General features: G+C 65.9%; 22 protein-coding genes. 10 read left to right on the top strand and 12 right to left on the bottom strand.

Annotation, left to right across the window (positions count from 1 at the left end; translation table 11 throughout):
• The 6 genes from AC07Z7_RS08980 to AC07Z7_RS08955 form a co-directional block, all read right to left on the bottom strand.
• Positions 1 to 593: enoyl-CoA hydratase/isomerase family protein (locus AC07Z7_RS08980; RefSeq protein WP_494766060.1), on the bottom strand; the 593-nt coding region annotated here is incomplete at its 3' end.
• 137 nt (positions 594 to 730) lie between these two features.
• Positions 731 to 1,732, bottom strand: a complete 1,002-nt coding sequence (locus tag AC07Z7_RS08975; RefSeq protein WP_494766058.1) for a Bug family tripartite tricarboxylate transporter substrate binding protein — start codon at positions 1,730 to 1,732, stop codon at positions 731 to 733.
• A gap of 161 nt (positions 1,733 to 1,893) precedes the next feature.
• A complete protein-coding gene (locus AC07Z7_RS08970) occupies positions 1,894 to 3,378 on the bottom strand; it encodes a malonyl-CoA decarboxylase (protein ID WP_494766059.1) in 1,485 nt (494 codons plus the stop codon).
• Entirely contained in the window at positions 3,378 to 4,046 is a 669-nt protein-coding gene (locus tag AC07Z7_RS08965; protein ID WP_094287534.1) for a GntR family transcriptional regulator, read from the bottom strand. Before AC07Z7_RS08965 ends, AC07Z7_RS08970 begins: the two co-directional genes overlap by 1 nt.
• A 622-nt stretch (positions 4,047 to 4,668) precedes the next feature.
• Positions 4,669 to 5,715, bottom strand: a complete 1,047-nt coding sequence (locus tag AC07Z7_RS08960) for an alpha/beta hydrolase family protein (protein WP_494766057.1) — start codon at positions 5,713 to 5,715, stop codon at positions 4,669 to 4,671.
• A gap of 65 nt (positions 5,716 to 5,780) precedes the next feature.
• A complete protein-coding gene (locus tag AC07Z7_RS08955; protein ID WP_494766056.1) occupies positions 5,781 to 6,698 on the bottom strand; it encodes a LysR family transcriptional regulator in 918 nt (305 codons plus the stop codon).
• A 122-nt stretch (positions 6,699 to 6,820) separates the two neighbouring features.
• Here AC07Z7_RS08955 and AC07Z7_RS08950 point away from each other — a divergent pair, with 122 nt between their 5' ends.
• Together AC07Z7_RS08950 and AC07Z7_RS08945 are read left to right on the top strand one after the other, a co-directional pair.
• Positions 6,821 to 7,744, top strand: a complete 924-nt coding sequence (locus AC07Z7_RS08950; RefSeq protein ID WP_494766055.1) for a DMT family transporter — start codon at positions 6,821 to 6,823, stop codon at positions 7,742 to 7,744.
• Positions 7,745 to 7,975: 231 nt separating this feature from the next.
• Positions 7,976 to 10,663 carry a heparinase II/III domain-containing protein gene (locus AC07Z7_RS08945; RefSeq protein ID WP_494766054.1) on the top strand — a complete coding sequence of 896 codons (2,688 nt, stop codon included), beginning with the start codon at positions 7,976 to 7,978 and terminating at the stop codon, positions 10,661 to 10,663.
• Positions 10,664 to 10,831: 168 nt separating this feature from the next.
• Here AC07Z7_RS08945 and AC07Z7_RS08940 read toward each other — a convergent pair whose 3' ends face one another.
• Positions 10,832 to 12,313, bottom strand: a complete 1,482-nt coding sequence (locus AC07Z7_RS08940) for a M20 family peptidase (RefSeq protein WP_494766053.1) — start codon at positions 12,311 to 12,313, stop codon at positions 10,832 to 10,834.
• A gap of 129 nt (positions 12,314 to 12,442) precedes the next feature.
• Between AC07Z7_RS08940 and AC07Z7_RS08935 the strand changes: the two genes are divergently transcribed.
• Complete coding sequence (locus tag AC07Z7_RS08935; protein WP_494766052.1) at positions 12,443 to 13,363, top strand: LysR family transcriptional regulator; 921 nt, start codon at positions 12,443 to 12,445, stop codon at positions 13,361 to 13,363.
• A gap of 17 nt (positions 13,364 to 13,380) precedes the next feature.
• On the opposite strand, the gene AC07Z7_RS08930 is transcribed toward AC07Z7_RS08935, so the two are convergent.
• Positions 13,381 to 14,439: a serine hydrolase domain-containing protein gene (locus tag AC07Z7_RS08930; protein ID WP_494766051.1), complete on the bottom strand. Its 1,059-nt coding sequence runs from the start codon at positions 14,437 to 14,439 to the stop codon at positions 13,381 to 13,383.
• Positions 14,440 to 14,448: 9 nt separating this feature from the next.
• Complete coding sequence (gene lgt / locus AC07Z7_RS08925) at positions 14,449 to 15,297, bottom strand: prolipoprotein diacylglyceryl transferase (protein ID WP_494766050.1); 849 nt, start codon at positions 15,295 to 15,297, stop codon at positions 14,449 to 14,451.
• 183 nt (positions 15,298 to 15,480) lie between these two features.
• Here lgt and bfr point away from each other — a divergent pair, with 183 nt between their 5' ends.
• Positions 15,481 to 15,960, top strand: a complete 480-nt coding sequence (gene bfr, locus AC07Z7_RS08920) for a bacterioferritin (protein WP_494766049.1) — start codon at positions 15,481 to 15,483, stop codon at positions 15,958 to 15,960.
• A 159-nt stretch (positions 15,961 to 16,119) separates the two neighbouring features.
• Here bfr and ilvD (AC07Z7_RS08915) read toward each other — a convergent pair whose 3' ends face one another.
• On the bottom strand, positions 16,120 to 17,979 hold the full coding sequence (ilvD, locus tag AC07Z7_RS08915; protein ID WP_494766048.1) for a dihydroxy-acid dehydratase: 1,860 nt from the start codon (positions 17,977 to 17,979) through the stop codon (positions 16,120 to 16,122).
• Between the two features lie 247 nt (positions 17,980 to 18,226).
• Here ilvD (AC07Z7_RS08915) and ilvD (AC07Z7_RS08910) point away from each other — a divergent pair, with 247 nt between their 5' ends.
• Complete coding sequence (ilvD, locus tag AC07Z7_RS08910; RefSeq protein WP_252658934.1) at positions 18,227 to 19,930, top strand: dihydroxy-acid dehydratase; 1,704 nt, start codon at positions 18,227 to 18,229, stop codon at positions 19,928 to 19,930.
• A 160-nt stretch (positions 19,931 to 20,090) separates the two neighbouring features.
• On the opposite strand, the gene AC07Z7_RS08905 is transcribed toward ilvD (AC07Z7_RS08910), so the two are convergent.
• The gene (locus AC07Z7_RS08905) at positions 20,091 to 20,333 is read right to left on the bottom strand and encodes a TIGR04438 family Trp-rich protein (RefSeq protein WP_063461808.1); all 243 of its coding nucleotides are present in this window, start codon (positions 20,331 to 20,333) and stop codon (positions 20,091 to 20,093) included.
• 115 nt (positions 20,334 to 20,448) lie between these two features.
• Here AC07Z7_RS08905 and AC07Z7_RS08900 point away from each other — a divergent pair, with 115 nt between their 5' ends.
• The gene (locus AC07Z7_RS08900; protein WP_289814404.1) at positions 20,449 to 20,754 is read left to right on the top strand and encodes a c-type cytochrome; all 306 of its coding nucleotides are present in this window, start codon (positions 20,449 to 20,451) and stop codon (positions 20,752 to 20,754) included.
• 278 nt (positions 20,755 to 21,032) lie between these two features.
• On the opposite strand, the gene acs is transcribed toward AC07Z7_RS08900, so the two are convergent.
• Positions 21,033 to 23,027: an acetate--CoA ligase gene (acs, locus tag AC07Z7_RS08895; protein ID WP_494766047.1), complete on the bottom strand. Its 1,995-nt coding sequence runs from the start codon at positions 23,025 to 23,027 to the stop codon at positions 21,033 to 21,035.
• A 197-nt stretch (positions 23,028 to 23,224) separates the two neighbouring features.
• Here acs and AC07Z7_RS08890 point away from each other — a divergent pair, with 197 nt between their 5' ends.
• From AC07Z7_RS08890 to AC07Z7_RS08875, 4 genes are all read left to right on the top strand, one after another.
• The gene (locus AC07Z7_RS08890) at positions 23,225 to 23,836 is read left to right on the top strand and encodes a TIGR00645 family protein (protein WP_252658932.1); all 612 of its coding nucleotides are present in this window, start codon (positions 23,225 to 23,227) and stop codon (positions 23,834 to 23,836) included.
• 21 nt (positions 23,837 to 23,857) lie between these two features.
• A complete protein-coding gene (locus AC07Z7_RS08885) occupies positions 23,858 to 25,006 on the top strand; it encodes an RDD family protein (RefSeq protein WP_494766046.1) in 1,149 nt (382 codons plus the stop codon).
• Positions 25,007 to 25,548: 542 nt separating this feature from the next.
• Positions 25,549 to 26,181, top strand: coding sequence for a dioxygenase family protein (locus AC07Z7_RS08880; RefSeq protein ID WP_494766045.1), 633 nt, complete (start codon positions 25,549 to 25,551; stop codon positions 26,179 to 26,181).
• Positions 26,182 to 26,212: 31 nt separating this feature from the next.
• Positions 26,213 to 26,500 carry a hypothetical protein gene (locus AC07Z7_RS08875; RefSeq protein ID WP_094287506.1) on the top strand — a complete coding sequence of 96 codons (288 nt, stop codon included), beginning with the start codon at positions 26,213 to 26,215 and terminating at the stop codon, positions 26,498 to 26,500.
• The last annotated feature ends 3 nt before the right edge of the window (positions 26,501 to 26,503 follow it).

The raw sequence follows: 26,503 nt of genomic DNA, 5'->3' as shown, positions 1-26,503 counted from the left end.
GCACTGCCCAGGGCGTCGGTGGCCACCATGTCGTCGGCCACCACCCGGCTCAGAAAACCACGCACCAGCATGTCGGCAGCACTGAAGGTGGCGGCCTCCAGCAGCATCTGGCGCGCCACCACCTCGCCCACGGCGCCCGCCACCAGCTGCGCCTCGCGCGGGGCCATGGGAAAGCCGAGCTTGGCAATGGGCGCGCCAAAACGGGCAGCGCTGCCCGCAATGCGGATGTCGCAGCAGCTCGCAATCTCCACCCCCGCGCCCATGCAAGCCCCACGGATGCTGGCCACGATGGGTACATCGCAGGCCAGCATGGCGTGGAGCCCGCCCCACACGTCGTTTTCATGGAAGTCGCGCAGGGCCGCAGGATCGAAACGAAAATCGGGGTACTCGGATATATCGCCACCAGCACAAAACGCCCCGCCCTCACCCGTGATGAGTACGCAGCGTGCATCGGCCCGGCGCTGAACATCTTCAAACACCGCACGCAGCTGCCGCCACATGGGCCGCGACATGGCATTCAGCCGCCCGGTGTGGCGCAGGGTGACATGCACCACACCGCCCTCACCGGCATTCATCAACACTTCACCCGACATCTTGGCTTCCATTCCCTTCACACACCGCCACGGCCTTCGTACCCGCGCTGCGCCATCGCCAGTGCCACCGTGGAACTGGCTCCGCCAGGCCACGGGTGGCGTCCCCCTTGGGGGATGGCACGAACCGCCTCATGGGGTTAGTCAAGCTTTGCGCCAGAGGCTTTCACCACCGCCGCCCAGCGCTTGACCTCGCTGCTCACCATGCCCGCAAACTGCTGCTGCGTCATGCCGCCATACTCCGCGCCGTTGTTGGCCCAGATGGCCTTGAGTTCATCGGCACTGCCCAGCTTGCGAACCTCGTCCACGATGCGCGCCTGCACGTCGGCGGGTGTGCCCTTGGGCGCCCACAGGCCGTACCAGGTGGTCACGGTGTAGTCGGGCAAGCCCACTTCGGCAGCGCAGGGCACGTCAGGGAAGGCCGCATTGCGCTTGGCGCCCGACACCATCAGCGCCTTGATGCGGCCAGCCTTGATATGCGCCGCCGACGAACCCAGGCCGTCAAACATCATGTCCACCTGGCCGCCGATCAGGTCCTGCAGCGCAGGGCCTGCGCCCCGGTAGGGGATGTGGGTGATGAAGGTGCCCGTCTGCTGCTTGAAAAGCTCGCCCGCCAGATGGTGCGAGGTGCCCGCACCGGCCGAGCCATAGTTGAGCTTTGCCGGGTTGCGCTTGACGTAGTCCATGAACTGCTGAAAGTTGTTCACGGGCACGGCCTTGGGGTTGACCACCACCACCTGGGGCACGTTGGCCAGCAGGAACAGCGGCACGAAGTCCTTATCGATGTCGTAGTCGAGCTTGGGGTACATCGACGGCGCAATCGCGTGGTGCACCGCCCCCATGAACAGGGTGTAGCCGTCTGGCGCCGCCTTGGAGGCAAAGCTGGCCCCCACCGTGCCGCCCGCGCCACCCCGGTTGTCGATCACCAGCGTCTTGCCCGTGGCCTTGGAAAACTGCGCCGCCAGCGGGCGCGCAAAGGCATCGGTACCGCCCCCGGCCGGAAACGGCACCACCAGGTTCACCGGCTTGGCGGGCCAGGCCGAGGCCTGCGCCCAGCTGCTGCCGCTGGCCAGGCCCAAGCCCGCAGCGGCCGCGCCCAGCAGCACATCCCGGCGTTGAATTCGCGATGGGTTTCTATTCATTCGCTTGTCTCCTGTCGTTGTAAAAAATCATTGTCAGCAACGCAGGCCGGGCGCCATGTGGGGCACCCGGCCACGCTCCGTCATTCACTCCGTCACGCACTTACCGACCAACTCACAACTCACTCACCCCATTGGCCGCCTACACACTCATTCAGTCGCATTCAGTCGCGGCACAGGCTGTCGATGTCGCCCGACACCGGCACCTTGCCCTGCGCCAGCAGGCTGCGGTGCTTGTCGATGCGCTTCAAGTCATACAGGTAATTCACCATGAGTCCGTACGACTGTTTCTGCCCCTTGGACGACGGATCGCCCGCCCAGTTGAGGCGCTCTACCCGCGCACCGTTGCCCAGGTGGAAGCGGGCCACCGGGTCCACCGGCTTGCCCTCCTGCATCTCGCGGCCCAGATAGTACGCGGCGCATTCCAGCAACATCTGGCGTACGGGCGACTTGGCATCCAGCTCCAGTGCCTTGTCAATGGCGCCCAACAGGTGCGTGGCCTGCGGCGGCTCAAAGCCCACGGCGCGGCCCAGCTCGGCCCGGCGTTTGTCGTCCAGGCGCTCCAGCATGGCGCCCGCATGTTTGGAAAGCCAAGCCCGGAAGCCCGGGATGGGCGACAGCGTGGCAAAGGTGCGCAGGCGCGGAAACTCGGCCGTGAGGGTTTCCACCACATGCTTGATGAGCGAATCGCCAAAGCTCACGCCGCGCAGGCCCGTCTGCGTGTTGCTGATGGAATAGAAGATGGCAGTGGTGGCCCGCGTGATATCTACGGGTGCAGCGGCCTCATCCAACAACGGGGTAATGCTGGACGAGATCTTGTCGAGCAGTGCCACCTCCACAAAAATCAGCGGCTCGTTGGGCAGGCGCGGGTGGAAGAAGCCGTAGCAGCGGCGGTCACTGTCCAGGCGGTTCTTCAGGTCGGCCCAGCTGCGGATGTCGTGCACCGCCTCGTACTTGATGAGCTTTTCGAGCAGCGACGCGGGCGAGTCCCACGAAAGGCGGCGCAACTCCAGAAAGGCCACATCGAACCAGGTCGAGAACAGGTGCTCCAGCTCGGCATCGAGCGGCAGCAAGCGCTTGTCGGCCTTGAGCAAGGGCAGGATCTCGGCACGCATGTCCACGAGAAAGCGCATGCCTTCGGGGAACGCCGAAAACCGCTGCAGCAGCCGCGTGCGCGGCGACACCAGAGCACGGCGCAGGCTGATCTCGGCCTGGCCTTCCTCGGCCGTGCCCGCCGCAGCCTCGTAACGCTGGCGGGCCGACTTGAAGCGCGTGGCGTCGGGCGCGAACTGCTCGCACATGAGCAGCCACATGTCGCGCCTTTCCTCGGGCTCGGCCTTCGCATACCACTCGGCCACGGCCTGCGCGCGGCGCCCGCCTTCGATTTCGCTCACCTGCGGGGCGACCACCTCCTGCAGGTCGGCCAGCAGGCGGCGCAGCGCGCGGGGCGACAGTGCCTCCTGCCCCCGGCGCAGCGTGGCGGCCAGCCGCTCGTTGGTGGAACGTGGCACGGCCACCTTGGCCACCACATCGGTCACGGATTTGTCGAGGGCCGACTTGGCCAGCTTGTCACCTGCCTTGTCGGCGGCGGGGGCACTAGGGCGCAGGCGCGACACGCTGCGGGTGATCCATTCGGGGGTGCTGTTCATCATGGTGTCAACCTCGATTGCTGATTGCGGGCGATGTCGCGCAGCGCATCGCGCTGGCGCAACAGATGGGTGCGCATGGCCTCTTCGGCGGCTTCCGAGTCACGGGCCTTGAGGGCGGCAAACACGGCCAGGTGCTCGGCCAGGCTTTGCTGCAGGCGGCCCGGGGCGTGCAAGGTCTGGTGGCGCGCCAGGCGCAGGATCTTGCGCAGGTCACCAATCACCTGGGCCAGCCAGCGGTTATCGGCCAGCGTGATGAAGGCCTCATGGATGGCGTAGTTGGCCTCGTAGTAATCGGTGATACGCCCCTCGGCCGCACACTGCTGCAGCCGCTGGTGCAGCAGCTCCAGCGCCGCCACATCGGCCCCGCTCGCCTTGTTCGTGGCCTCGTGCGCTGCGCGGCCTTCCAGCAGCGCAATCACCGGGAACAGGTCGTCCAGGTCCTTGTCGGTGATCTCGGCCACAAAACAGCCCCGGCGCGGCTCGTGGCGCAGCAGCCCCTCGGCCACCAGCACCTTGAGCGCCTCCCGCAGCGGCGTGCGCGAGATTTCGAGCCGCTCGCACAGCGCGGCCTCGTCCAGAAAACTGCCGGGCCGCAGATCCCCCGCAAAAATCAGGTCCCGCAGCCGCGAGGCGACTTCATCGTGCAGGGAGTTCGGAACGGGACGCATGGTGGGCTGGGCTCCAGGGTCATCGACCCACTGAGATACCTTTTGATCGCTTGATTGCCATGGCGCGCAGATCAGAAGAAGCCGCCGCAGACACCCAACGGCTTGCCCCACCTTTACTGCTCGCAACACACCGTTAAATGCTGGCTACCGGGTGCATCGCTTCGCCATGCACGTAATTTCTCATAATTACGCAAAATAACAAGCAAAAAATGCGTATTGAAGGGTTCAGTTACACAAAAGTGGGGGATTGCGGCGGCGGAGCAACGTGGGGGCGCTGGGCGGGCGGTGCTGGACGCCCAAAAAACGCCACTCACGGCGCTCCGACCCGGTGACAGGGCTGACCCCATCTCATCGCGCCCCAGTCCGCTGACGGCAGACATCCCCCCCAGCGTTGCGCAAAAAAATAGCCCGCACGGGGCGGGCTAAATCTTGCATATCTCGATGCTTCGTGGGATCGAACCGTCAGAATTAACGGCATCGAGATGGTAGGGCCGCAATTGCCAGACAACAAAGATCGCAGGCTGCGAAGCGTGACATATGCCTCACTTTGTCCGTGCGTGCATCACGGAGTGCGTACGAGCGTCATTCAGAAAAGCGGCTCTGGTACCAACGCATGGCAACCTCAATAGGCGGCAAAACTTCGCGACGGCAACACCAGATGCTGTTCGAAGAATGAACACGCCAAGTTTGCAACTGCATCATGGATGGCCCTCCGATCGACCAAGGGATCGTCTACACAGAGTAAAGGCAGCTGTTTCTTGCCAGCGGCTGTGGGCTCCGCCAAAAAAACGTAGTGTCCAGCCGGGCCATCAATCCAGGTGAGTTCAGCCGAAGCGATGTGATCCGCATAGCGGGAGCCATTCGATAGCGGCGGCACCTCTTGGTCGCCTGCCGTGACTACGATATGAACAGGCACGCGGATATCGGCCAGTCCGCCAGCGTCAAACGCCCCACCGAGCGCTGGGTTCATCACAAATGCCGCCTTGATCCGCTCGTCGCGGTACGAGCGCGCATGCTCTGCAACGGAGTTCACAAACGCAGGATCGGTGTTCATGAGTTCGTCCCACACCTTACCCACGTCGGGGAACTCGCGAGGACCCGCAGGCGCAGATTCACCGTTCGCGCGACTGAGCGCAAAAAAATGCTCCAGGCTGCAACGGCCACCCACGACGGTCAAAGCCGTGTAGCCGCCGAGCGAGAAGCCAGCAGCTCCGATACGAGCAACATCAACCCGATCACCCAAGAGCGGGTCCGCCAGAAGCTGATCCAGCGCAGCAGTCAAGTCCTTCGCGCGCTCCCACCACAGCAAAAATCCGTGTGGCACGTACGGCTCAATGCTTGTGTTGCCGTGGTGATTCACAGCCACAGCGATATGGCCTTGGGCCGCGAGAGCACGGCCAAGCCACCCCAGCTGGAATGCGCTGCCGCCGGTACCGTGCGACAACAGCACTACGGGAAAAACGCGAGGACTTGCCAAAACAGGCGCGTCGCGCGCCACATCGCGCAACAGAAACAATGGCTCCGGCGCCCCGATGAGGAAGTCCTCTTCCTCGGCTTCACTATCTGCCGGATACCAGATCACCGTAGTGAGAGGTCGAGCGTCAGACTTGGACCAGTTCTGTCGCGAAACATCCTTCCATCTTTTGACTTGCTGTCCAACCTTGTACATCGCTACTCCTATGTGACCTTGTTGCTGGCTCAGGGCAAGCTGGCTGCCCGGCGAACTGGCTCAACCTACTCCACCCCCGCAAACCCCAACACCAGGTGGTCAATCCACACCCGCAGCTTCGCGGGCAAAAACCGATTCGGCGGGTACAGCAGCCAGGCCGTGCCCGCGTACGAGGTTTTGTGCTGCCAGTCCGGCAGCACGGCCACCAGATCACCCCGCTCCAGCGCCGCGCGCGCCGTGAAGCCCGGCAGGCTGGCAATGCCCAGGTGGCTCAAAGCCGCCTCCAGCCGCACCTCGCTGTGGTTGGCCACGTAGCGGCCGCGCACGGCCACGGTGGCGGCTTCGCCCGCGCGTTCAAAACGCCAGTGCCGGTCGCGCTCGTCCTCGCCCAGGGTGATGCAGGCGTGCTGCTCCAGATCGCGCGGGTGCTGGGGATGGCCGCGCTCGGCCAGGTAACGCGGGCTGGCGCAGATGCAGTGGTGCAAGGTGGCGAGCGGCCGCCCTGCCAGGCCGGGGGGCGGCGTGTCGGTCACGCGCAGGGCCAGGTCGATGGATTCCTCGAACAGGTCCACCGTGCGGTCGGTGATGAGCAGTTGCACGTCCACCTCGGGGTACTTTTGCAAAAACGGTAGCACCAGCGGGTGCACCAGCTGGCGGCCCACGGCCTTGGGCATGCTCATGCGCACCAGGCCCGAGGGCGCAGCCGAGTGGGTGTCGCTCAGCGCCCACACCTCGCGCGCGGCGGCCACCATGGCCTGGCAGCGGCTGTAGGCGGCGGCCCCGGCATCGGTGAGCTTGAGCTTGCGGGTGGTGCGCTCCAGCAGGCGCACACGCAGAGCGCCCTCCAGCCGCGCCACCTGGCGGCTCACGGCCGACGGGGTGATGCCCAGTTGCCGTGCGGCCTCCGAAAAGCTGCCCGCGTCCACCACGCGCGCAAACACCGCCATGTCGGGCAGGCTGTCGAGGGATTTATTGATGCTCATTGGGCACAAGTGCTTTTCTTGGATGGAGATTATCTCCATACATGCGCAAATCGATAATTTCAGTGCCCTGCAAAACTGCCGCAGAGCCTCCTCCTCCACCCACCGGCCTGCCTACCTTCCCCATGCACTCCACCCTGTCGCTCGCCCCCGCATCCCCCCTGGCCCCGCGCCTGTCTGACCTGGCGTTGCTGCTGGTCGCCGTGGTGTGGGGCACCAGCTATGGCGTGGCCAAGGGGGCGCTGGTGTTTTACCCCGTGCTGGGGTTTCTGGCCGTGCGCTTTTTGCTGACCTTTGCGCTGCTGCTGCCTGCACTGCTGCGCGCCCCGGCGCCAGAGCGGCGCGATGCCCTGGCGGCGGGCCTGCCCCTGGGTGCGCTGATGCTGGGCATTTTTCTGTGCGAAACCTTTGGGCTGGCGCTCACGCAGGCCAGCAATGCGGCTTTTCTGATCAGCCTGTGTGTGGTGTTTACCCCGTTTGCCGAGTGGTGGCTGCTGCGCCAGCGGCCCGGCCGCGCGATGTTTGCCTTTGCAGCGGTCTCGCTGCTAGGCGCTGCGCTGCTCAGCGGCGGCTTTTCGGGCCAGTGGGGCTGGGGCGACGCACTGATGCTGGCTGCCGCCGTGCTGCGCGCCATCACCGTGTGCCAGACCACCCGGCTCGCCCGCCGCCGCAACGCACCCGTGCTGGCGCTCACGGCGGTGCAGGCAGGGGTGATTGGCCTGGGCAGCCTGCTGTTGGCGCTGGCCCTGCCGAGCAAGTTGCCACCGCTGCCCTCGCTCTCCGATGGCAGCGCCTTCTGGCTGGCCTGCGTCTACCTGGTGCTGGGCTGTACGGTGTTTGCGTTTGTGGTGCAAAACTGGGCCCTGCGCCACAGCCCGCCTACGCGCGTGGGCCTGCTCATGGGCAGCGAGCCCGCGTTTGGAGCGCTGTTTGCGGTGTTCTGGCTGGGCGAACAACTCAGCCCCGCTGCCTGGTTAGGCGGCGCGCTCATCGTGGGGGCTGCGCTATGGACGCTGACGCTGCGTGACACATCCACCACATCGTCCTAGAGCGCTGTTTCCATCCAGGCCCACAAGCCCCGACAGCGCCAACAGGCGCCGCAGGCGGCTTGCCTGCCACAGCTTGAAACCAATGTAACCAATTGATTTTTATAGTTTTTTAAAGACACATCTGTAAGTTTTATCGAAACCTTCGTCCCTAGCATCCCCGCCGTCCAGGGACCTTGGGGATTCGTGTTTCTGCCCTGGCCTTCATCCGCATTTACTTATCTATACATGCCTATGCAGCCACCTTACAAATCACACCGTCCCCCATCGCACCCGGCACTGCGCAACACCTTCGCCAGCCTGGGGCTCGCAGCCTTGCTGGCAGGTTGCGGCGGCAGCGGCGAATCCAACGGCTCCTACACGTCCACGCCGCCTCCCGCTGCATCGCCTGAACCATCGCCTGCGCCCCTCCCTCCAGCTCCTGCGCCCACACCAGCGCCCACACCCGGCCCCACCCCGGCACCCGCGCCCTTTCCCACTCCCGCCCCTGCGCCAGGCCCCGCTCCCTCCCCCGCCCCATCACCCGGGCCTGCGCCAGCGCCAGCGCCGACACCGGCCCCTGCGCCAGCCCCCGGCCCAGGCTTCACCCGCATCAGCGACCTGCGCCAGCCCCCTTTCACCGACTGGATCGCCACCGAACTCGCTGCCGAAAAGGCCCAGGGGGTCGCGCTCATGCCGGTGCGGCCCGAGGCGCGTCAGACGGTCACGCAAAATCCGCCCGGCTTCAGCTGGCCCATGCCACGGCAAGACCGGACACCCAGCTACACGCTCGAAATCCGCCACCCCGACCAGCGCATTGAGCGCATTGCCGTGGCACGGAACTGGTACTTGCCACGCTCCACCTGGCCCGCTGGGGCCTATGCATGGCGCGTGACCCGGGATGGCGTCGCCGGGGGGAGCAGCGAATGGCGCAGTTTTGAGTTGGTACCCGGTGCCCGGGCCTTGTTCGACACGACCTCGCTGCCCGCCGTAGCCACCGATACCCAATGGCACGCCCAGGTTGCCTCCAAGCCACATCCCCGTGTGATGGACCCCGCGTACATGGCCCGGCTGCTCCCGCTGCTGTCCGGCCCGCGCAAGGTGGCGTGGGACGGGATGATGGCGCGCGTGCAGCGCCAGATGACCGACCCGGCCCAGGCCCCCGGCAATCCGCCCGGGCCCAACGACGGCAGCGCGGACTGGGTGCTGGCGGCTTCGCGGCAGGCATCGGACGAGTACTACCGCATCGACAACGCAGCCGTGGCCTGGCGGGTGCTCAGCACCCCAGGCCCCCTGGCCGACACGGCGCGCGCCAACCAAGTGCTCGCAGACTTCAAGAGCCGCGTGTTCAACCTGGCCCGCTGGGACAGCAGCACGCTCGACGGCCAGACCAACGACACGGATGCCCCTGTCCGCACCATCCTATGGGCGATGGCGCTGGGGTATGACCAGCTCCATACGCAGCTCACACCCGCAGAACGCACCACCCTGCTGCAGGCCATCAGCACCCGCGCCGCCCAGGTGGAGCAGCGCGTGTTTGGCATCAACCACAGCCTGCTGCGCTATCCACTGGACTCGCATGCCATTGCAGCGGTGGGTGCGCTGGGCGCAGCCACCGCCGTGATGAGCGGCACCAGCCCCGCGTTCGGCGCGGACCGCTTCGGCCGGGTTGTGCCCTACCTGTATGTGCTGGGCCACCCCTGGGGCGGCGCAGACGGCGGATGGGCCAACAGCGGCGCCTACGGCGAGTTCTACATGAACAATCTGTTCCCCTACTACGACGGCCTGAGCGACGCCACGGGCGTGAACATCTACCGTGTGCAGCAGTTGCAGAACTACCCCCGCTACCGGCTCTACACCATCCCACCGGGCATGCAGCATGCGCCTTTTGGCGATGGCGCCGTGGCAGAGGGCAGCCCCGTGTCCTACTACTCATACTGGCTTGCCACGCGCATTCCCGGGCCGGTCACCGACTGGCTGAGCACACAGCAGCCGGTGGGCGGCAACCACACCCCGGTGGCACGCACCGTGGCATCACCGGCCACGCACCCCGCCACCAGCACGTCGCCCGGCTCCATGCCCAGCTCGGCCGTGTTCGAGAGCATTGGCCAGGTCTCGATGCACAGCTCCCTCACAGACGCAGCGCGCACCAGCGTGCACTTCCGCTCCAGCCCCTACGGTGCCCACAACCACGGGCATGCGGACCAGAACCACTTCGTTGTGGGCAGCCAGGGCAAGGCACTACTCATCGACAGCGGCTACTACGACTTCTTCAACTCGCCCCATGCCCAGGCCTGGTACCGCCAGACGCGCGCGCACAACGCCATCACCTACGACGGGGGCACGGGCCAGCGCATCCGCATCGGCAGCATGCCCGGCGACCACTCGTCTGCGGGCAGCATCACCGGCTGGCACCAGGGCGGCGGCTTCACCATGGCCACAGGCGATGCCACGGCCGCCTACGACAAAGCCACCGTCACCCGCGCCGTGCGCAGCCTGGCCTATGTGGCGCCCGGCTTGCTGCTGGTGCACGACGACCTGGCTGCGCAGCGCCCCGTGCGCTGGGAGTGGAATTTCCACGCGCTGGACGCCCCGCAACTGCAGGGCGGCGCGCAGGAGGGCACAGTGAAGATCACACGCGGCACGGCCACGCTATGCATGCGCCAGATCGCGGGCGACCGGTTTGGCGAGTTGGCCACCACCACACAGTTCCCCGTCGATCCCGATCTGCGCGGCGGCTTTGCACCACAACACCATGGCACCTGGCGCCGCAGCGCCGCCAGCACCCAACACCATGGCGTGGTGCTGATCGACGTGGACTGCACGCTGGCCACGCCGCCCACCGTGCAGGAAGGCGCCGAGGGCATCACCATTGGCGTGGGTGGGCGCCAGTTCCGCTTCACACGCGGAACGCTGCCTGCCTACGCGCTGCAAAACCCTTGAGTTGAACGCGCCAGGCGCGCAATCCCTGTGAAAAAAGCCGCTGGCCAGAACCTGCGCCAGCGGCTTGGACACGCTCAATAACTACTATTTTTATAGCAATCTTTCCATATCCATAGGGCGGAAACGGCCATTTTCAGCAAAGAACTGCATGCAACCGGTGCAGGCGTCTCAGCGTTTCTGGCTGACCTGCCCAATCAGCCGGTGATAGAACCGGATCGCATCGGCATAGTTGGCAATCTCCAGCCGCTCATCCGTGCCGTGAAAGCGCTTCAGGTCTTCTGAATTGGCACGCACGGGCGAGAACTTGAAGATGTGGTCGCTGATGGCGCCGTAGTGTTGCGAATCCGTGCCCGCGACCATCAGGCCCGGGGCCACCAGCACGTCGGGGAAAACCTCGCGGATGGTCTGGTTGAGCAGGCGGTACTGGGTGGAGTCGGTAGGCGCCACCTTGGACGCCTCGACCGCGCCGGGCAAGGTGCTCAGCTCCACCTGTGCGGCGGGCGCGCTGATCTTGCTGCGCACATGGTCCATCACATGCTCCTGGGTATCGCCGGGCAGCAGGCGGAAGTTGACCGTGGCCTCGGCGCGGCCTGGCACCACGTTGTCGCGGTTGCCAGCCTGAACGATGGTCAGCGCCGTGGTGGTGCGCAGCATGGCGTTGGTGCTGGCCGCGCTTTCGAGCTGCTTTTGCACCACGGGGCGGAACAGCCACAGGTTGGACAGCACCACGCGGTTCACGCCGCCCATCTCGGGCGCCAGGGTGTCAAACAGCTCGCCCGCCACGCCCCGGAGGCCGCCCGGCATCTGCTCCTCGTCCAGGCGCTTGAGCGCGTCGCTCATCATGGCAATGGCGCTGCTGCCCTTGTGCGGCGGCATGGACGAATGGCCGGGCGTGCCGGACATTTTCATCACCACCGACATGTAACCCTTCTCGGCCACGCCGATGACGGCAGCAGGTTTGGACAGGCCGGGCATCACGCCGTCCAGAATCAACAGGCCCTCGTCGATCACGAAGTCCAGGCGCACCTTGCGCTCCTGCAGCAGCGCGGCGATCTGGGCGGCGCCGCGCAGACCGCCCACTTCCTCGTCAGCACCAAAGGCCAGGTAAATGGTGCGCTGGGGCGTGAAGCCGCTGGCCAGCAGCATCTCGACGGCTTCCAACTGGCTCATAAGATTGCCCTTGTCGTCCCACGAGCCCCGGCCCCAGACGTAGCCGCCCTCGATGGCGCCGGAGTACGGAGGTTGCGCCCAATCGCCCTCGGTGCCGGGGGCCACGGGCACCACGTCCTGGTGCGCCATCAGCATCACCGGCGCGGCGCTGGCATCGCTGCCGGGCCAGGTGTAGAGCAGGCTCAGGTCGCCCACCACTTCGCGCTTCAGTTGGGCGTGCACCAGCGGAAAGCGCTGCTGCAGCAGCGCGTGGAACTGCAAAAACTGGCCCACATTGGCCTGGGCATCGTCGCGCGAGGACTCGGTGCGCAGGCGCACGGCCTCGGCCAGGCGCTGGGCCACGGCGGCGTCATCCACCGGCAGGCGGGCAATGGGGGGCACCTCCAGCTGGCGCGATCCCTTGCGCGCCGTGTTGATGCCCAGGGCGGCGGCCAGCAGCAGCACCAGGGCGAGCAGCCCGAGCAGGATTTTTTTGATCATCGACGTCGCAGCTTTCTCAGAAATGGATGGGCGCTGGCAAGCAGCGCACCGAAAAAGAAAGCGGATGCTAATGCGGTAACCAAATGTTGGTCCAATGCATAATTTCGGCCGATTTGTTCGGTTTTCTGCATGACAACCACCATTGCCCAGTTGCGCCACTTCATCGCCCTGGCCGACAGCGGCAGCTTCACGCGAGCGGCCGACAGCACCCAGCGCTCGCAGGCCGCCTTCAGCCGCAGCATCGCCATGCTGGAGGCGCACCTGGGCGCAGCGCTGGTCGAGCGCAGCGGCCACCGCAACGCGCTCACGCCCATCGGCCGTACGGTGCTGGAACATGCACGCCAGGTGGTGGCACAGGCCGACGAGTTGCACCAGGTGGTGCGCCACCATGTCAGTGGCGAAGCGGGCGCGGTGCGCCTGGGAATGACCGCCACGCCCCACGCTCTGCTCGGCCGCCACCTGCTGCACATGGCCGCCACGCATACCGGCCACATGCGCCTGCAGTTGAGCGGTGGTGCCCAGGCCCAGCAGATACAGGCTCTGCGGGACCACACGCTGGATGCGCTGGTGATGGACCAGCGTTCCATCCCCGGCGCCCATGCCGATCTGGAGGTGCATCGGCTGGCACAGCTGCCCACTGGCGTCATGGTGCGCCCCGGCCATCCGTTGACGCAGCGCCATCCGATCATGTTTGCCGACCTCACGGGGTTTCCCGTGGCCTGCACCGGCATGAGCGTGGCGATGGGGCGGCTGCTGGTGCAGCGCCTGGGCCTGCAGGCGCATCCAGACACGCTGATCACCCTGGGCAGCGAATCGGTCGCCGATCTGCTGGATGTGGCCTGCCGCACCGACGCGATCTACCTGGGCATCATGGCCCCGGCGGCGCCCCTACTCGCACAGGGCCAGCTGGTGGCACTGGACATTCCGACGCAGGGCCTGGAGTCACACATCGCCTGGGTGCAACGCGTGGCGCGCGCACCCAACCCCGTGCTCGACGGCATCCGCCAGCAGGTGCAGGGTTGGCTGGACGAAGCGGGTCTGGCGGGCTGAGCGCCTGCTGGCAGCCGTCAGCCCAGCAGGGACGATCTGAACACCCGGTGCTCCCCGGGCAGCACCCGCTGCGCCAGCGGCGCAGCCAGGGCCATCCCCCGGTCGCTGTTCGTCAGCAGCACGAAGCCATCGCGGGTGGTGGGCGAGACCATGGCGAAATTGCGAAAGCCCGGGTTGTTGCCCCACTGCCAGAGCAGGGGGCCCGCCTGTGTGCGCTCGATGCCCCAGCCATAGCCCCATTCCAGTGACAAATCCTTGTCTGCCACCACAGGGGCCGACAGGGCCAGCGCACACAGCTTCTCGTCAGACACGAAGGCCGCCAGCAGGCGCGCAAAGTCGCCCGCCGTGGTGTACAGGGATGCGGCGGCCACCGGCTGGCGCCATGTCACCCCACTGGCGCCGCCATCGGCATGCATGGCCCGGTCTGCGTAGGTGCTTTTCCACACCAGGCTGGAGTCGTGCATGCCCAGGGGCGCAAAGACCTGCGCGTCCATCCACGGTGCAATGGGCACGCCAGTGACGGCCTCCATCACGGCCTGCAGCAGCACATAACCTTCGCCGGAATAGCGCCAGCGCTGGCCGGGATCGAAGGCCGGAGCCAGTGCGCCGCCCGTCCAGTTAGGCAGGCCCGAGGTGTGGTTGAGCAGGCTGGCCACCGGAATGCGGGCCAGCGTGCTGGCGGGAACCGTGTCGCTGGCGTCGCCCGGTGCGCGCCGCAGCGCGTGCTGGTAGTGCACATAGCCCTGCGGCAGGTACTGGGAGACAGGCGCCTGCAGGTCCAGCTGCCCTGCCAGCACCAGGCGCAGCGCCCCGTAGGCGACGGCAGGCTTGGTCAGCGAGGCCGCCTGGAACACGGCGTCCGGGGCCACACTGCAGCGGCCAGCCACCTCGGTCGGCTGTGCCTTACCGGCACGCAATGTGGCGAATGCGGCAGCGCATACGCCCAACTCCGACGCCACCTCAGCCACCGGCCGACCCTGGTAGCGCGTCAGGTCTGCAGCGCACGAGGCCAGAAGTGGCGACGCCGCGGCACTGGCCAGCAGGAGCTGGCGGCGGGTCAGCGGTGGCAGAGCCATGTCACCAGGTCAGGACTTGGATGCAGTGAGTGCGCCCGTGCCGCCTTCGCCGCCTTCGTGCTTGCCAGCCCACAGCCATAGCGCGATGCCACCCACGATCATCGGCACACACAGCCACTGCCCCATGCTCATGCCCAGCGACAGGATGCCCAGGAAGGCATCGGGCTCGCGGAAGTATTCGGCAATGAAGCGGAACACGCCGTAGCCGAACAGGAAGGCCGCCGCCACCTGGCCCTGGCGGCGCTCCTTGCGCGCGTACAGCCACAGCAGAATGAACAGCAGCAGCCCTTCCATCAGGAACTGGTAGACCTGCGAGGGGTGGCGCGGCTGCATCGAGCCACTGTGCGCAAACACCATGCCCCAGGGCAGATCAGGGCTGGCAAAACGGCCCCACAGCTCGCCGTTGATGAAATTGCCCACCCGCCCCGCCGCCAGCCCCGTGGGCACGCAGGGCGCCACAAAGTCGGCCACCTGCAGCCAGGGGCGCTGGCGCGAATGCGCAAACCACAGCATGGCCACGATCACGCCCAGCAAGCCGCCATGGAAGGCCATGCCGCCCTGCCACACCGCGAAGATCTCCAGCGGGTGGCTCAGGTAGTAACCGGGTTTGTAGAACAGGCAGTACCCCAGCCGCCCGCCGATGACCACACCGGCCACGCCCAGGAAGAGGATGTCCTCCACGTCCTTGCGCGTCCAGGCGCCCGGGCCGGTGATGGAGGCAAAGGGCGGGTGCCGCAAGCGCCGGATGCCCAGCAGCATGAACAGGCCAAAGGCCGCCAGATAGGTAAGGCCGTACCAGTGAATGGCCAGCGGGCCGATCTGCAGGGCGACGGGGTCGATGTGGGGGTAGGTCAGCATGGTGGGCGGTATTGTGCCTTTGCGCGAATGGCCCGGGCGCTATGCGTCCAATCCACGCCATCCACCCACTCAATGCGAACGCGTCTGATCACCGTACGCATGCAGAGCGCGAATGCGGGGACATTGCCTTTGGGCCGCTCGGGACCGCGCGATACTCGCCGCCCAGAAGCAAAGGACAAAAACATGCAGGGAAACCCACAGGTCATCGAATATTTCAAGGAACTGCTGCGCGGCGAGCTGGCCGCGCGCGACCAGTATTTCGTGCACTCGCGCAGCTATGAGGATCTGGGCTTCATCAAGCTCTACACGCGCCTGGACCACGAGATGCAGGAAGAAACCCAGCACGCCGACGCGCTGCTGCGCCGCATCCTCTTTCTGGGCGGCCGCCCCGACATGCGCCCCAACCCCTTCACCCCTGGCGAAACCGTGCCCGAGATGCTGCAAAAAGACCTGGCCACCGAATACGAGGTGCGCGCCGCGCTGCAAAAAGGCATGGCCCTGTGCGAGAGCGTGGGCGACTACGTGAGCCGCGACCTGCTGCTGGCCCAGCTGCGCGACACCGAGGAAGACCACGCCTATTGGCTTGAAAAGCAGCTGGGCCTGATCGACAAGATTGGCCTGCCCAACTACCTGCAGTCGCAGATGGGCAGCACGGCGGCGTAAGGCATCCACCGCAAAACTTCAGAAGAATATCGGCTTCTGCGCGCGACCAGCATGACTGATAAGCTATCAAAATAGAAGCAAAATCCCATGAAAAAAGCCGCACCCTCGGGATGCGGCTTTTTTGTGGGTGGAGGGGCGTTGCCCCTCCCCTGCGGCCGGTCAGTCTTCCAGCAGCGACAAATCGCGCACAGCGCCCTTGTCGGCCGACATCACCAGCTTGGCATAGGCCTTGAGCGCAGCCGACACCTTGCGCGGGCGTGGCTGGGCGGGCTTCCAGCCCTTGGCGTTCTGCGCTTCGCGGCGCTTGGCGAGTTCTTCATCGCTCACCAGCACATTGATCGTGCGGTTGGGAATGTCGATGCGGATGCGGTCGCCGTTCTGCACCAGGCCAATCGCACCACCGGCAGCGGCTTCGGGTGAGCAGTGGCCGATCGACAGGCCCGAGGTGCCGCCCGAGAAGCGGCCATCCGTCAGCAGCGCGCAGGCCTTGCCCAGGCCCTTGGACTTGATGTAGCTCGTGGGGTAGAGCATTTCCTGCATGCCGGGGCCGCCCTTGGGGCCCTCGTAGCGCACGATGACCACGTCACCGGCTTGGACCTTGTCGGCCAGGATGTTGGCCACGGCCTCGTCCTGCGACTCGGTGACATGGGCCGTGCCCTCGAACACCAGGATGCTTTCGTCCACACCGGCCGACTTGACCACGCAGCCGTCCACCGCGATGTTGCCGGTCAGCACGGCCAGGCCGCCTTCCTTGCTGAAGGCGTGGTCGTACGAGCGGATGCAGCCCTCGGCGCGATCCAGGTCCAGGCTGGGCCAGCGGGTGTTCTGGCTGAACGCCACCTGGGTGGGGATGCCTGCGGGGCCTGCCATGTAGAAGGTGCGCACGGCTTCGTCTTGTGTGCGCACGATGTCCCACTGATCCAGCGCGTCTTTCAGCGTGGGGGCGTGCACAGTCGGCACATCGGTGTGCAGCTTGCCCGCGCGGTCCAGCTCGCCCAGGATGGCCATGATGCCGCCCGCGCGGTGCACGTCTTCGATGTGGTACTTGTTGGTGTTGGGCGCCACCTTGCACAGCTGCGGCACGACGCGCGAGAGGCGGTCGATGTCGGCCATGGTGAAGGGGATCTCGGCCTCTTTGGCAATCGCCAGCAGGTGCAGGATGGTGTTGGTGGAGCCGCCCATGGCGATGTCCAGCGTCATGGCGTTTTCAAACGCCTTGAAGCCCACCGAGCGGGGCAGCACGCGTTCGTCGTCCTGCTCGTAGTACTGCTTGGCCAGGTCCACGATGCGGCGGCCTGCGCGCTTGAAGAGCTGTTCGCGGTCGGCATGCGTGGCCACCACCGTGCCGTTGCCAGGCAGCGACAGGCCCAGCGCCTCGGTCAGGCAGTTCATGGAGTTGGCGGTGAACATGCCCGAGCACGAACCGCAGGTGGGGCAGGCCGAGCGCTCGACCTCGGCCACGTCGGCGTCGGAGTAGTTGGTGTCGGCGGCAATCACCATCGCGTCCACCAGGTCGAGCTTCTTGAACTCCATGACCTTGGTGACTGGGTTGGCGAGGCGGGTCTTGCCCGCTTCCATGGGGCCGCCGGAGACGAAGATCACCGGGATGTTCAGGCGCATCGCGGCCATCAGCATGCCGGGGGTGATCTTGTCGCAGTTGGAGATGCAGACCATGGCGTCGGCGCAGTGCGCGTTGACCATGTACTCGACCGAGTCGGCAATGATGTCGCGGCTGGGCAGCGAATACAGCATGCCGTCGTGGCCCATGGCGATGCCATCATCAACAGCAATGGTGTTGAACTCCTTGGCCACGCCGCCAGCGGCTTCGATCTCGCGGGCCACCAGCTGGCCCAGATCCTTCAGGTGCACGTGGCCGGGCACGAACTGGGTGAACGAATTGACCACCGCGATGATCGGCTTGCTGAAGTCATCGTCTTTCATGCCGGTGGCGCGCCACAAAGAACGCGCGCCTGCCATGTTGCGACCGGCGGTGGAGGTTTTGGAACGGTAGATGGGCATCGTGCTGGCTCAGGGAATATCGCGGGGAAGTGAAGCGGGCCACGGGAATAAAGACCCCTCTCGCACCCGTCGCAACAGCCTCTTGAGCCGTGCCGGGGGCAAACCTATCAATTATCGCCCAGCCCTCTGGGCCCGCCCGAGGCGGCGGCGTTGGGGATTGCGGGGGCAGCCCCCACGCCCCGCGACGGCGCTGGCAGAATGATCCATTCCGCTCCAGCCCCCAACCCCGAGACCAGGACGCCCCACGATGACCGACTCCAGCAAGCCCTCCGCGCCCATCAACCGCCGCAGCGCCAACATCACCCAGGGCAAGTCGCGCGCACCCAACCGCTCCATGTACTACGCCATGGGCTACGAGGAAGGCGACTTCGTGAAACCCATGGTGGGCGTGGCCAACGGCCACAGCACCATCACCCCCTGCAACAGCGGCCTGCAGAAGCTGGCCGACGCGGCCATCGCGGGCATCGAAGAAGCCGGTGGCAACGCCCAGGTGTTCGGCACGCCCACCATCAGCGATGGCATGGCCATGGGCACCGAAGGCATGAAGTACAGCCTGGTGAGCCGTGAGGTCATCAGCGACTGCATCGAGACCTGCGTGGGCGGCCAGTGGATGGACGGCGTGCTGGTGGTCGGTGGCTGCGACAAGAACATGCCCGGCGGCCTGATGGGCATGCTGCGCGCCAACGTGCCCGCCATCTACGTGTACGGTGGCACCATCTTGCCCGGCCACTACCAGGGCAAGGACCTGAACATCGTGAGCGTGTTCGAGGCCGTGGGCGAGAACGCGGCGGGCAAGCTCAGCGACTTTGACCTGAAAGAAATCGAAAAGCGTGCCATCCCCGGCACGGGCTCCTGCGGCGGCATGTACACCGCCAACACGATGAGCAGCGCGTTCGAGGCCCTGGGCATCAGCCTGCCGTATTCGTCGACCATGGCCAACCCGCACGACGAGAAGATGAACTCGGCCAAGGAGTCGGCCAAGGTGCTGATCGAGGCCATCAAGAAGGACATCAAGCCGCGCGACATCGTGACCAAAAAGTCCATCGAGAACGCCGTGGCCGTCATCATGGCCACGGGCGGCTCGACCAACGCGGTGCTGCACTTCCTGGCGATTGCCCACGCGGCTGGCGTGGAGTGGAGCATTGATGACTTCGAGCGCGTGCGCGTGAAGACCCCCGTGCTGTGCGACTTGAAGCCCAGCGGCAAGTACCTGGCCGTGGACCTGCACCGCGCGGGCGGAATTCCGCAGGTCATGAAAATTCTGCTCAATGCGGGCCTGCTGCATGGCGACTGCCTCACCATCGAGGGCAAGACGGTGGCCGAAGTGCTGAAGGACGTGCCCGACCAGCCGCGTGCCGACCAGGACGTGATTCGTCCCATCAGCAACCCCATGTACGCGCAGGGCCACTTGGCCATCCTCAAGGGCAACCTGAGCCCCGAGGGATCGGTGGCGAAGATCACCGGCCTGAAGAACCCCGTGATCACCGGTCCGGCCCGCGTGTTTGACGACGAGCAGTCGGCACTGGAAGCCATCCTGGCGGGGAAGATCAAGGCCGGCGACGTGATGGTGCTGCGCTACCTGGGCCCCAAGGGCGGCCCCGGCATGCCCGAGATGCTGGCGCCCACCGGCGCGCTGATCGGCGCGGGCCTGGGCGAGAGCGTGGGCCTGATCACCGACGGCCGCTTCTCCGGCGGAACCTGGGGCATGGTGGTCGGCCACGTGGCGCCCGAGGCCGCGGCGGGCGGCACGATTGCTTTTGTCAACGAGGGCGACAGCATCACCATCGACGCGCGCCAGCTGCTGCTGCAGCTCAATGTGCCCGACGAAGAGATCGCCCAGCGCCGCGCCGCCTGGACGGCCCCTGCCCCACGTTACACGCGGGGCGTGCAGGCCAAGTTTGCATTCAATGCATCGAGCGCCAGCAAGGGGGCGGTGCTGGATGCTTTTTGAAGCGTTATCGGTGGGCCATGAGGCCGGATGAGTTCGGGGGGCAAGCTCATCGCCCCACCACCCGCTCCAGACAACAAAAAACGCCCGAAAGCAATGCTCCGGGCGTTTTTTGTTGTTGGTGGGTAAACCACACCAGCGCTGCATCCAGCGCGCCAGCTGTTCAGCGCGGCTTGCGCGGCTGGATGCCCAGAGCTTCCTTGTGCTTGTTGATGCGGTCCTGCTTGCGCTGGTCCATTTTTTCCATGGCCTTGCGCTTGGTGTAGCCCGTGGAATCGGCCCAGGCCCACCACAGTGCAGTGGCCCCGAAAGGCGCCAGCACCCACCACCAGGACCAGGCCGCCACGGGGCCGATTTCAAAGTATTTCAGTGCCAGTATGAGAAGGGAAAGACCCAGCAGATACATCACAGTCTCCAGAAAATGCCATCACAGGCCTGATTGATGCGGGACAAGGGTTTGTCAACCCAAGTCACTACAATCCCATTAAAAGCACTGTAACTCAACCACAGGAAATCCCACCATGAAGCGTACCCTGATCACTCTTGCCATGACGCTGTCGGTTGCGGCACCCGCAATGGCCGATATGGCCCTGGCGACATCGAAGAACTGCATGGCCTGCCATGCGGTGGACAAGAAACTGGTGGGCCCGTCGTACAAGGACGTGGCGGCCAAGTACGCAGGCCAGAAAGACGCCGTGGACAAGCTGGCCGCCAAGATCATCAAGGGTGGCTCTGGCGTGTGGGGCCCGGTTCCCATGCCTGCCAACGCACAGGTCAACGACGCAGACGCCAAGAAGCTGGCTGCCTGGGTGCTGACGCAGAAGTAAGAAGCGATTGACGCAACTGCTGGTCTGGGGTGCAACGCCCCGGAGCCGCAGCAAAAAAGCCGCGCCACAGGGTATGTGACGCGGCTTTTACTTTTTGGTGGCAGAACAAGCGCTGCGCGCAAGCGCCTGCGGTGCCCTTCTCGATCAATTGCAGCGGCTTCGATCACCGTCGGGGGATGATCGACCCGGATTCTGTGGCCACGTCACATCGCTGCGCGATATGAGTGTCCCCAAACCCCGCAAGCGCTATGCGCGGGCGCCTTCGGCGCCCTCCTCGATCAGTTGGCCTTGGCCAACTGATCGAGAATTGCAGGGTTCTCCAATGTGCTGGTGTCCTGCGTGATGGCCTCGCCCTTCGCAATGCTGCGCAACAGGCGGCGCATGATCTTGCCGCTGCGGGTCTTGGGCAGGTTGTCGCCAAAGCGGATGTCCTTGGGCTTGGCGATGGGGCCGATTTCCTTGGCCACCCAGTTGCGCAGTTCGTTGGCGATCTGCTTGGCTTCTTCGCCGGTGGGGCGAGCGCGCTTGAGCACCACAAACGCGCAGATGGCCTCGCCGGTCACGTCGTCGGGGCGGCCTACTACGGCGGCTTCGGCCACCAGGTCGGTCTTGGACACCAGGGCCGACTCGATTTCCATCGTGCCCATGCGGTGACCCGAGACGTTGAGCACGTCGTCGATGCGGCCGGTGATGCGGAAGTAGCCCCGGTCGGCACTGCGCACCGCGCCGTCACCGGCCAGGTAGTAGCCCTTGAGCTCTTCGGGGAAGTAGGCCTTCTTGAAGCGCTCGGGGTCGTTCCAGATGGTGCGGATCATGCTGGGCCAGGGCTTCTTGATGACCAGGATGCCGCCCGCGCCGTTGGCGACATCATTGCCGGTTTCATCCACGATGGCGGCGGCGATGCCGGGCAGGGGCAGCGTGCAGCTGCCGGGCACCAGCGGCGTGGCACCGGGCAACGGGGTGATGACATGGCCGCCGGTTTCGGTCTGCCAGAAGGTGTCCACGATGGGGCAGCGCTCGCCGCCCACGTTCTTGTGGTACCACATCCAGGCTTCGGGGTTGATGGGCTCGCCCACGCTGCCCAGGATGCGCAGGCTCGACAGGTCCGAACGTGCGGGGTGCACGGCAGCATCGCCCTCAGCGGCCTTGATGAGCGAACGGATGGCGGTGGGCGCGGTGTAGAAGATCGTGCACTTGTGCTTTTCGATCATCTGCCAGAACCGGCCGGCGTTGGGGAAGGTCGGGATGCCTTCAAAGATGATCTGCGTGGCGCCCGCTGCCAGCGGACCGTAGGCCACGTAGGTGTGGCCAGTGATCCAGCCGATGTCGGCCGTACACCAGAACACGTCGTCGGCCCGCAGGTCGAACGTCCAGTCCATGGTGAGCTTGGCCCACAGCAGGTAGCCACCGGTGCTGTGCTGCACGCCCTTGGGCTTGCCGGTGGAGCCGCTGGTGTACAGGATGAACAACGGGTGCTCGGCGCCCACAGGCACGGGGGCGCACTCGGTGCTCTGCCCGGCCAGGATTTCGCCAAAGGTCTTGTCGCGCCCAGGCACCATGTTGCAGGCCGTCGCAGTGCGTTCAAACACGAAGACGTTGCGGATGGTGTCGCAGCCGCCCATGGCCAGGGCTTCGTCGATGATGGCCTTGAGCGGCAGCTCCTTGCCGCCGCGCATCTGGAAGTTGGCAGTGATCACGGCCACCGCGCCCGCGTCGATGATGCGCTCCTGCACCGCCTTGGCGCTGAAGCCGCCGAACACCACACTGTGCGTGGCGCCGATGCGCGCGCAGGCCTGCATGGCGATCACGCCCTCGATGGTCATGGGCATGTAGATCAGCACGCGGTCGCCCTTGGCCACGCCGTGGGCCTTGAGCGCGTTGGCAAACTGGCTCACGCGGGCCAGCAATTCCTTGTAGGTGATCTTGGTGACCGCGCCATCGTCGGCTTCGAAGACGATGGCGGTCTTGTTCTCGGTGGGGGTGCCGATGTGGCGGTCCAGGCAGTTGGCCGATGCGTTCAGCTCGCCATCGTCAAACCATTTGAAGAACGGGGCGTTGGACGTGTCCAGCGTGCGCGTGAAGGGCTTGCTCCAGTTCACGTTTTCGCGCGCCAGGCGTGCCCAGAAGCCCTCGAAGTCCTTGTCGGCCTCGGCACACAGTGCGTCGTAGCCCGCCATGCCGGACACGCGGGCCGCCTTGACGACCGCATCGGACGGCGGGAACACGCGGTTCTCGACCAAAACGGACTCGATCGCGGATGTGGGCGCACTCATGGTGTTGTCTCCTGGTTTTGATGGAATTGAAATTGGGCGGTACTGTCGGGCGCAGCACTTACAAGCCACTGACTGGCGCGAAGCTTACAGAATCTACACCCTGCACCATGTCGGGATGGCCACTGGGGAGAAGGGCTGTCACACCACGCCCCTAAAATCGCGCGACCCCGGACCCTCCGATCTTTCCCTATCCCTCTATGACCCAGCCCAAAAACCCCGCCTCCCCGTCGCCCATGCGCCCCCTGCCCTCGCTGATTTTTGCCAGCCGCTGGCTGCAGTTGCCCCTGTACCTCGGCCTGATTCTGGCGCAGGCGGTGTATGTCTTCCACTTCTGGGTGGAGCTGGTACACCTGATCGAAGCCGCCTTTGGCAACACTGGGGCGCTCAAGAGCCTGGTCTCCAGCATTGGCTACAAGAGCGATTTTGAGGTCACCTCGCTCAACGAGACCATCATCATGCTGGTGGTACTGGCGCTGATCGACGTGGTCATGATCTCCAACCTGCTGATCATGGTGATTGTGGGCGGCTACGAAACCTTTGTTTCGCGCCTGCACCTCGAAGACCACCCCGACCAGCCCGAATGGCTGAGCCACGTGAACGCCTCGGTGCTCAAGGTCAAGCTGGCCACCGCCATCATCGGCATCAGCTCCATCCACCTGCTCAAGACCTTCATCAACGCCGCCAACTACGACGTCAAGGTTCTGATGTGGCAGACCATCATCCACACCGTGTTCCTGCTCAGCGCGCTGGCCATTGCCCTGACCGACCGCCTGATGTCGCACACGGCCCCCGCTGCAAGCCACCACTGAGGCCCCGGCCACCGCCGCGCCATGCAATGCCCGCAGTGCAACTGGCAGAACCCGGCCTCGTACACCCACTGCTTCAGCTGCAATGCGCCGCTGGCCGCAGCGGGTGAGGGGATCGGCCCACGCACTGCAGGGGCGGCCACTGCCAAGGCGCGCCCCCGGCCACAGTCGCCCTCCGCCCCATCGCCGGCACAGCATGCGCAGGCGGCCGTGTTCCCCAGCATGCTGGCGCGCCTGGGGGCCACGCTGATCGATGGCCTGGCCATGGCGGCCGTCCCGGCGGCCCTGCTGACCGCCTGGGCACTGGCCAGCAGCGCCCTCGACGGCGCACCACCCGGCCCCCTGCTGGCCGCCGCGCTGGCGCTGGGCGCCTTGGGGCTGCTCCTGCCGGGACTGATGGATGCGCTGGGCGCGGGCTCTTTCGGCAAGCGGGTACAGGGCCTGCGGGTGGTCACCCGCACGGGCGAGCGGCCGGGCGTGGCGCGCTCGGCGTTGCGACACTTTCTGAAATACTCGCTCACCCTCGGCCTCACGCTGGCCGTGCCGTTTCTGCTGCACCGCCTGCTCACAGCGCTGTTTGGCGAGCGCGGCCTGCACAGCTCCATGACGGGCACTTTTGTGGTCGCGCGCGATGCCGACGATGCGGCCATTCGCGAGGCGATTGCCAATGCCCCGGGGCCCGGCTGGTTCCTCAAAGGGCTGGTGGTGCTGGGCGGCCTGGCGGTGCTGGGCCTGGCCATTGTGGTGGCGCTGGTGCTGTGGAGCCCCCGCAGCGAGCCCGCCAACCCGTTGCGCGACACCGTGCGCCAGCTTGACGGCGCGGCGCGGGTGGTGCTGCAACTGGTGGAGAACCACTACCGCAGCACAGGCAAGTTTCCGCCCAGTGCAGCCGCCATCGGCCTGGGTCCGTCCGGCCCGACCGAACGCCTGCCTGCGGGCTTCCAGGCCCTGAGGATCGACCCCGCCAGTGGCGTGGTGCGGCTGACGATTGCCGAGGGCGTGGGTGGCACAGAGGGCGCAGCCCTGGCGGGCAAGCACCTGGTCTACACCCCGCTGCTGCGCACCCGCAAACAGCAGACCGACATCCGCCAATGGCAATGTGGCAGCGACGACATTGCGCGCAGCGACCGCCCGTTCCAGTGCCGCCACGCGTCCACCCGTGCAGCGCCGTAGGGAGGCCGTGGCCCGGCCCGGGCCCGGTGCATGGCGCTGTTGAACGGCGCAAGGACCAAAAACTTGAATAAAAACAGTGCTTACCGCGCAACAGTCATGCCCTGATAGCTATTAAAAATATAGCAACCACACCCCACCCTCCCGCTCCCAGATTTCTCCCCAATCGGGCGGCACAGTGCAGGCCATCCCCCCACTGTTCCTACCTGCAGGAGAAATCCATGGACCACAGCCCCCACAACCCACTCCCCTCTGCGCCCCTCGCCCCTGCCGCGCAGGCCTCTGCCAACCGCCGTTTTGCCCTGAGCGCCCTCGGCTCGCTGGGCGTTGCCACCCTGTGGGGCTGCGGGGGCGGGGGCAGCGACACCGCCGCCACGGACACCACCGATACCTCCGGTACGGGAACAGGCACTGGAACCGGAACCGGAACCGGAACCGGAACCGGAACCGGAACCGGAACCGGAACCGGAACCGGAACCGGAACCGGAACCGGGACCGGGACCGGCACCGGGACGGGTACAGGCACCACCACCACCTGCTCGGTCGTGCCCGAGGAAACCGCAGGCCCTTACCCCGCCGACGGCTCCACGGCCAGCAACAACACCTACAACGTGCTGGCGCTCAGCGGCATCGTGCGCTCGGACATCCGCAGCTCCATCGGCTCGTCCACCCAGGTCGGGGGCGTGCCGCTCACCATCACCATCACGCTGACCAACACCCAGGCCAGCTGCGCCCCGCTCGCGGGCTACGCCATCTATCTGTGGCACTGCACGCAGGACGGCAACTACTCGGTCTACACCTCCAACAACATCGCCGACAACTACCTGCGCGGCGTGCAGGCCACCGATGCCAGCGGCACCGTCACCTTCACCACCATCGTGCCCGGCTGCTACGCAGGCCGCATGCCCCACATGCACCTGGAGGTGTACCCCAGCCTCGCCGCCGCCAGCAACGCACGCAACAAGGTCAAGACCACGCAGCTGGCCTTCCCCACCGCGCTGCTCAGCAGCATCTACAGCAGCAATGCGGGCTACAGCGCCAGCGTGCGCAACCTGGCTGCCATCACCTTTGCCACCGACAACGTGTTCAGCGACGGCACCGCGCTGGAGATGACCACCATGCAGGCCAACACGGGCGGTGGCTACGCCGCCAGCATCACGATCTCGATCGCGGCCTGACCCCAACCCCTCTCCTTCACAAGGTAACCCCATGTCCCTGATTCGCAGCTCTCTCGCCCGCCTGGCCCTTCTGGCCCTGGGCGCCACCACCGTCGCCGCCTGGGCCCAGCCAGAGCGTGGCGGCACCCCGCCCGCACCACCGCCCGAGGCGTACGCCGCCTGCAAGGGCAAGGCCGAAGGCGCCAGCGTCACGCTGACCATGCCCGACGGGAAATCACTGACCGGCACATGCCGCACAATGAATGGCACCCTGGTGGCCATGCCCGCAGGCGGGCCCGGTGGCCCCGGCGGCGCGGGCGGCCCACCACCTGCCCGCTGATCG

This window comes from Acidovorax sp. GW101-11A03, from assembly GCF_059424825.1.
This window is presented reverse-complemented; position numbering and strand designations above follow the sequence as displayed.

What these genes read in the sequence shown, in the direction of transcription:
- AC07Z7_RS08975 (WP_494766058.1), bottom strand. Translation starts at nt 1,732, where the DNA reads ATGAATAGAAACCCATCGCGAATTCAACGCCGGGATGTGCTGCTGGGC.
- AC07Z7_RS08970 (WP_494766059.1), bottom strand. Translation starts at nt 3,378, where the DNA reads ATGAACAGCACCCCCGAATGGATCACCCGCAGCGTGTCGCGCCTGCGC.
- AC07Z7_RS08965 (WP_094287534.1), bottom strand. Translation starts at nt 4,046, where the DNA reads ATGCGTCCCGTTCCGAACTCCCTGCACGATGAAGTCGCCTCGCGGCTG.
- AC07Z7_RS08960 (WP_494766057.1), bottom strand. Translation starts at nt 5,715, where the DNA reads ATGTACAAGGTTGGACAGCAAGTCAAAAGATGGAAGGATGTTTCGCGA.
- AC07Z7_RS08955 (WP_494766056.1), bottom strand. Translation starts at nt 6,698, where the DNA reads ATGAGCATCAATAAATCCCTCGACAGCCTGCCCGACATGGCGGTGTTT.
- AC07Z7_RS08950 (WP_494766055.1), top strand. Translation starts at nt 6,821, where the DNA reads ATGCACTCCACCCTGTCGCTCGCCCCCGCATCCCCCCTGGCCCCGCGC.
- AC07Z7_RS08945 (WP_494766054.1), top strand. Translation starts at nt 7,976, where the DNA reads ATGCAGCCACCTTACAAATCACACCGTCCCCCATCGCACCCGGCACTG.
- AC07Z7_RS08940 (WP_494766053.1), bottom strand. Translation starts at nt 12,313, where the DNA reads ATGATCAAAAAAATCCTGCTCGGGCTGCTCGCCCTGGTGCTGCTGCTG.
- AC07Z7_RS08935 (WP_494766052.1), top strand. Translation starts at nt 12,443, where the DNA reads ATGACAACCACCATTGCCCAGTTGCGCCACTTCATCGCCCTGGCCGAC.
- AC07Z7_RS08930 (WP_494766051.1), bottom strand. Translation starts at nt 14,439, where the DNA reads ATGGCTCTGCCACCGCTGACCCGCCGCCAGCTCCTGCTGGCCAGTGCC.
- lgt (WP_494766050.1), bottom strand. Translation starts at nt 15,297, where the DNA reads ATGCTGACCTACCCCCACATCGACCCCGTCGCCCTGCAGATCGGCCCG.
- bfr (WP_494766049.1), top strand. Translation starts at nt 15,481, where the DNA reads ATGCAGGGAAACCCACAGGTCATCGAATATTTCAAGGAACTGCTGCGC.
- ilvD (WP_494766048.1), bottom strand. Translation starts at nt 17,979, where the DNA reads ATGCCCATCTACCGTTCCAAAACCTCCACCGCCGGTCGCAACATGGCA.
- ilvD (WP_252658934.1), top strand. Translation starts at nt 18,227, where the DNA reads ATGACCGACTCCAGCAAGCCCTCCGCGCCCATCAACCGCCGCAGCGCC.
- AC07Z7_RS08905 (WP_063461808.1), bottom strand. Translation starts at nt 20,333, where the DNA reads ATGTATCTGCTGGGTCTTTCCCTTCTCATACTGGCACTGAAATACTTT.
- AC07Z7_RS08900 (WP_289814404.1), top strand. Translation starts at nt 20,449, where the DNA reads ATGAAGCGTACCCTGATCACTCTTGCCATGACGCTGTCGGTTGCGGCA.
- acs (WP_494766047.1), bottom strand. Translation starts at nt 23,027, where the DNA reads ATGAGTGCGCCCACATCCGCGATCGAGTCCGTTTTGGTCGAGAACCGC.
- AC07Z7_RS08890 (WP_252658932.1), top strand. Translation starts at nt 23,225, where the DNA reads ATGACCCAGCCCAAAAACCCCGCCTCCCCGTCGCCCATGCGCCCCCTG.
- AC07Z7_RS08885 (WP_494766046.1), top strand. Translation starts at nt 23,858, where the DNA reads ATGCAATGCCCGCAGTGCAACTGGCAGAACCCGGCCTCGTACACCCAC.
- AC07Z7_RS08875 (WP_094287506.1), top strand. Translation starts at nt 26,213, where the DNA reads ATGTCCCTGATTCGCAGCTCTCTCGCCCGCCTGGCCCTTCTGGCCCTG.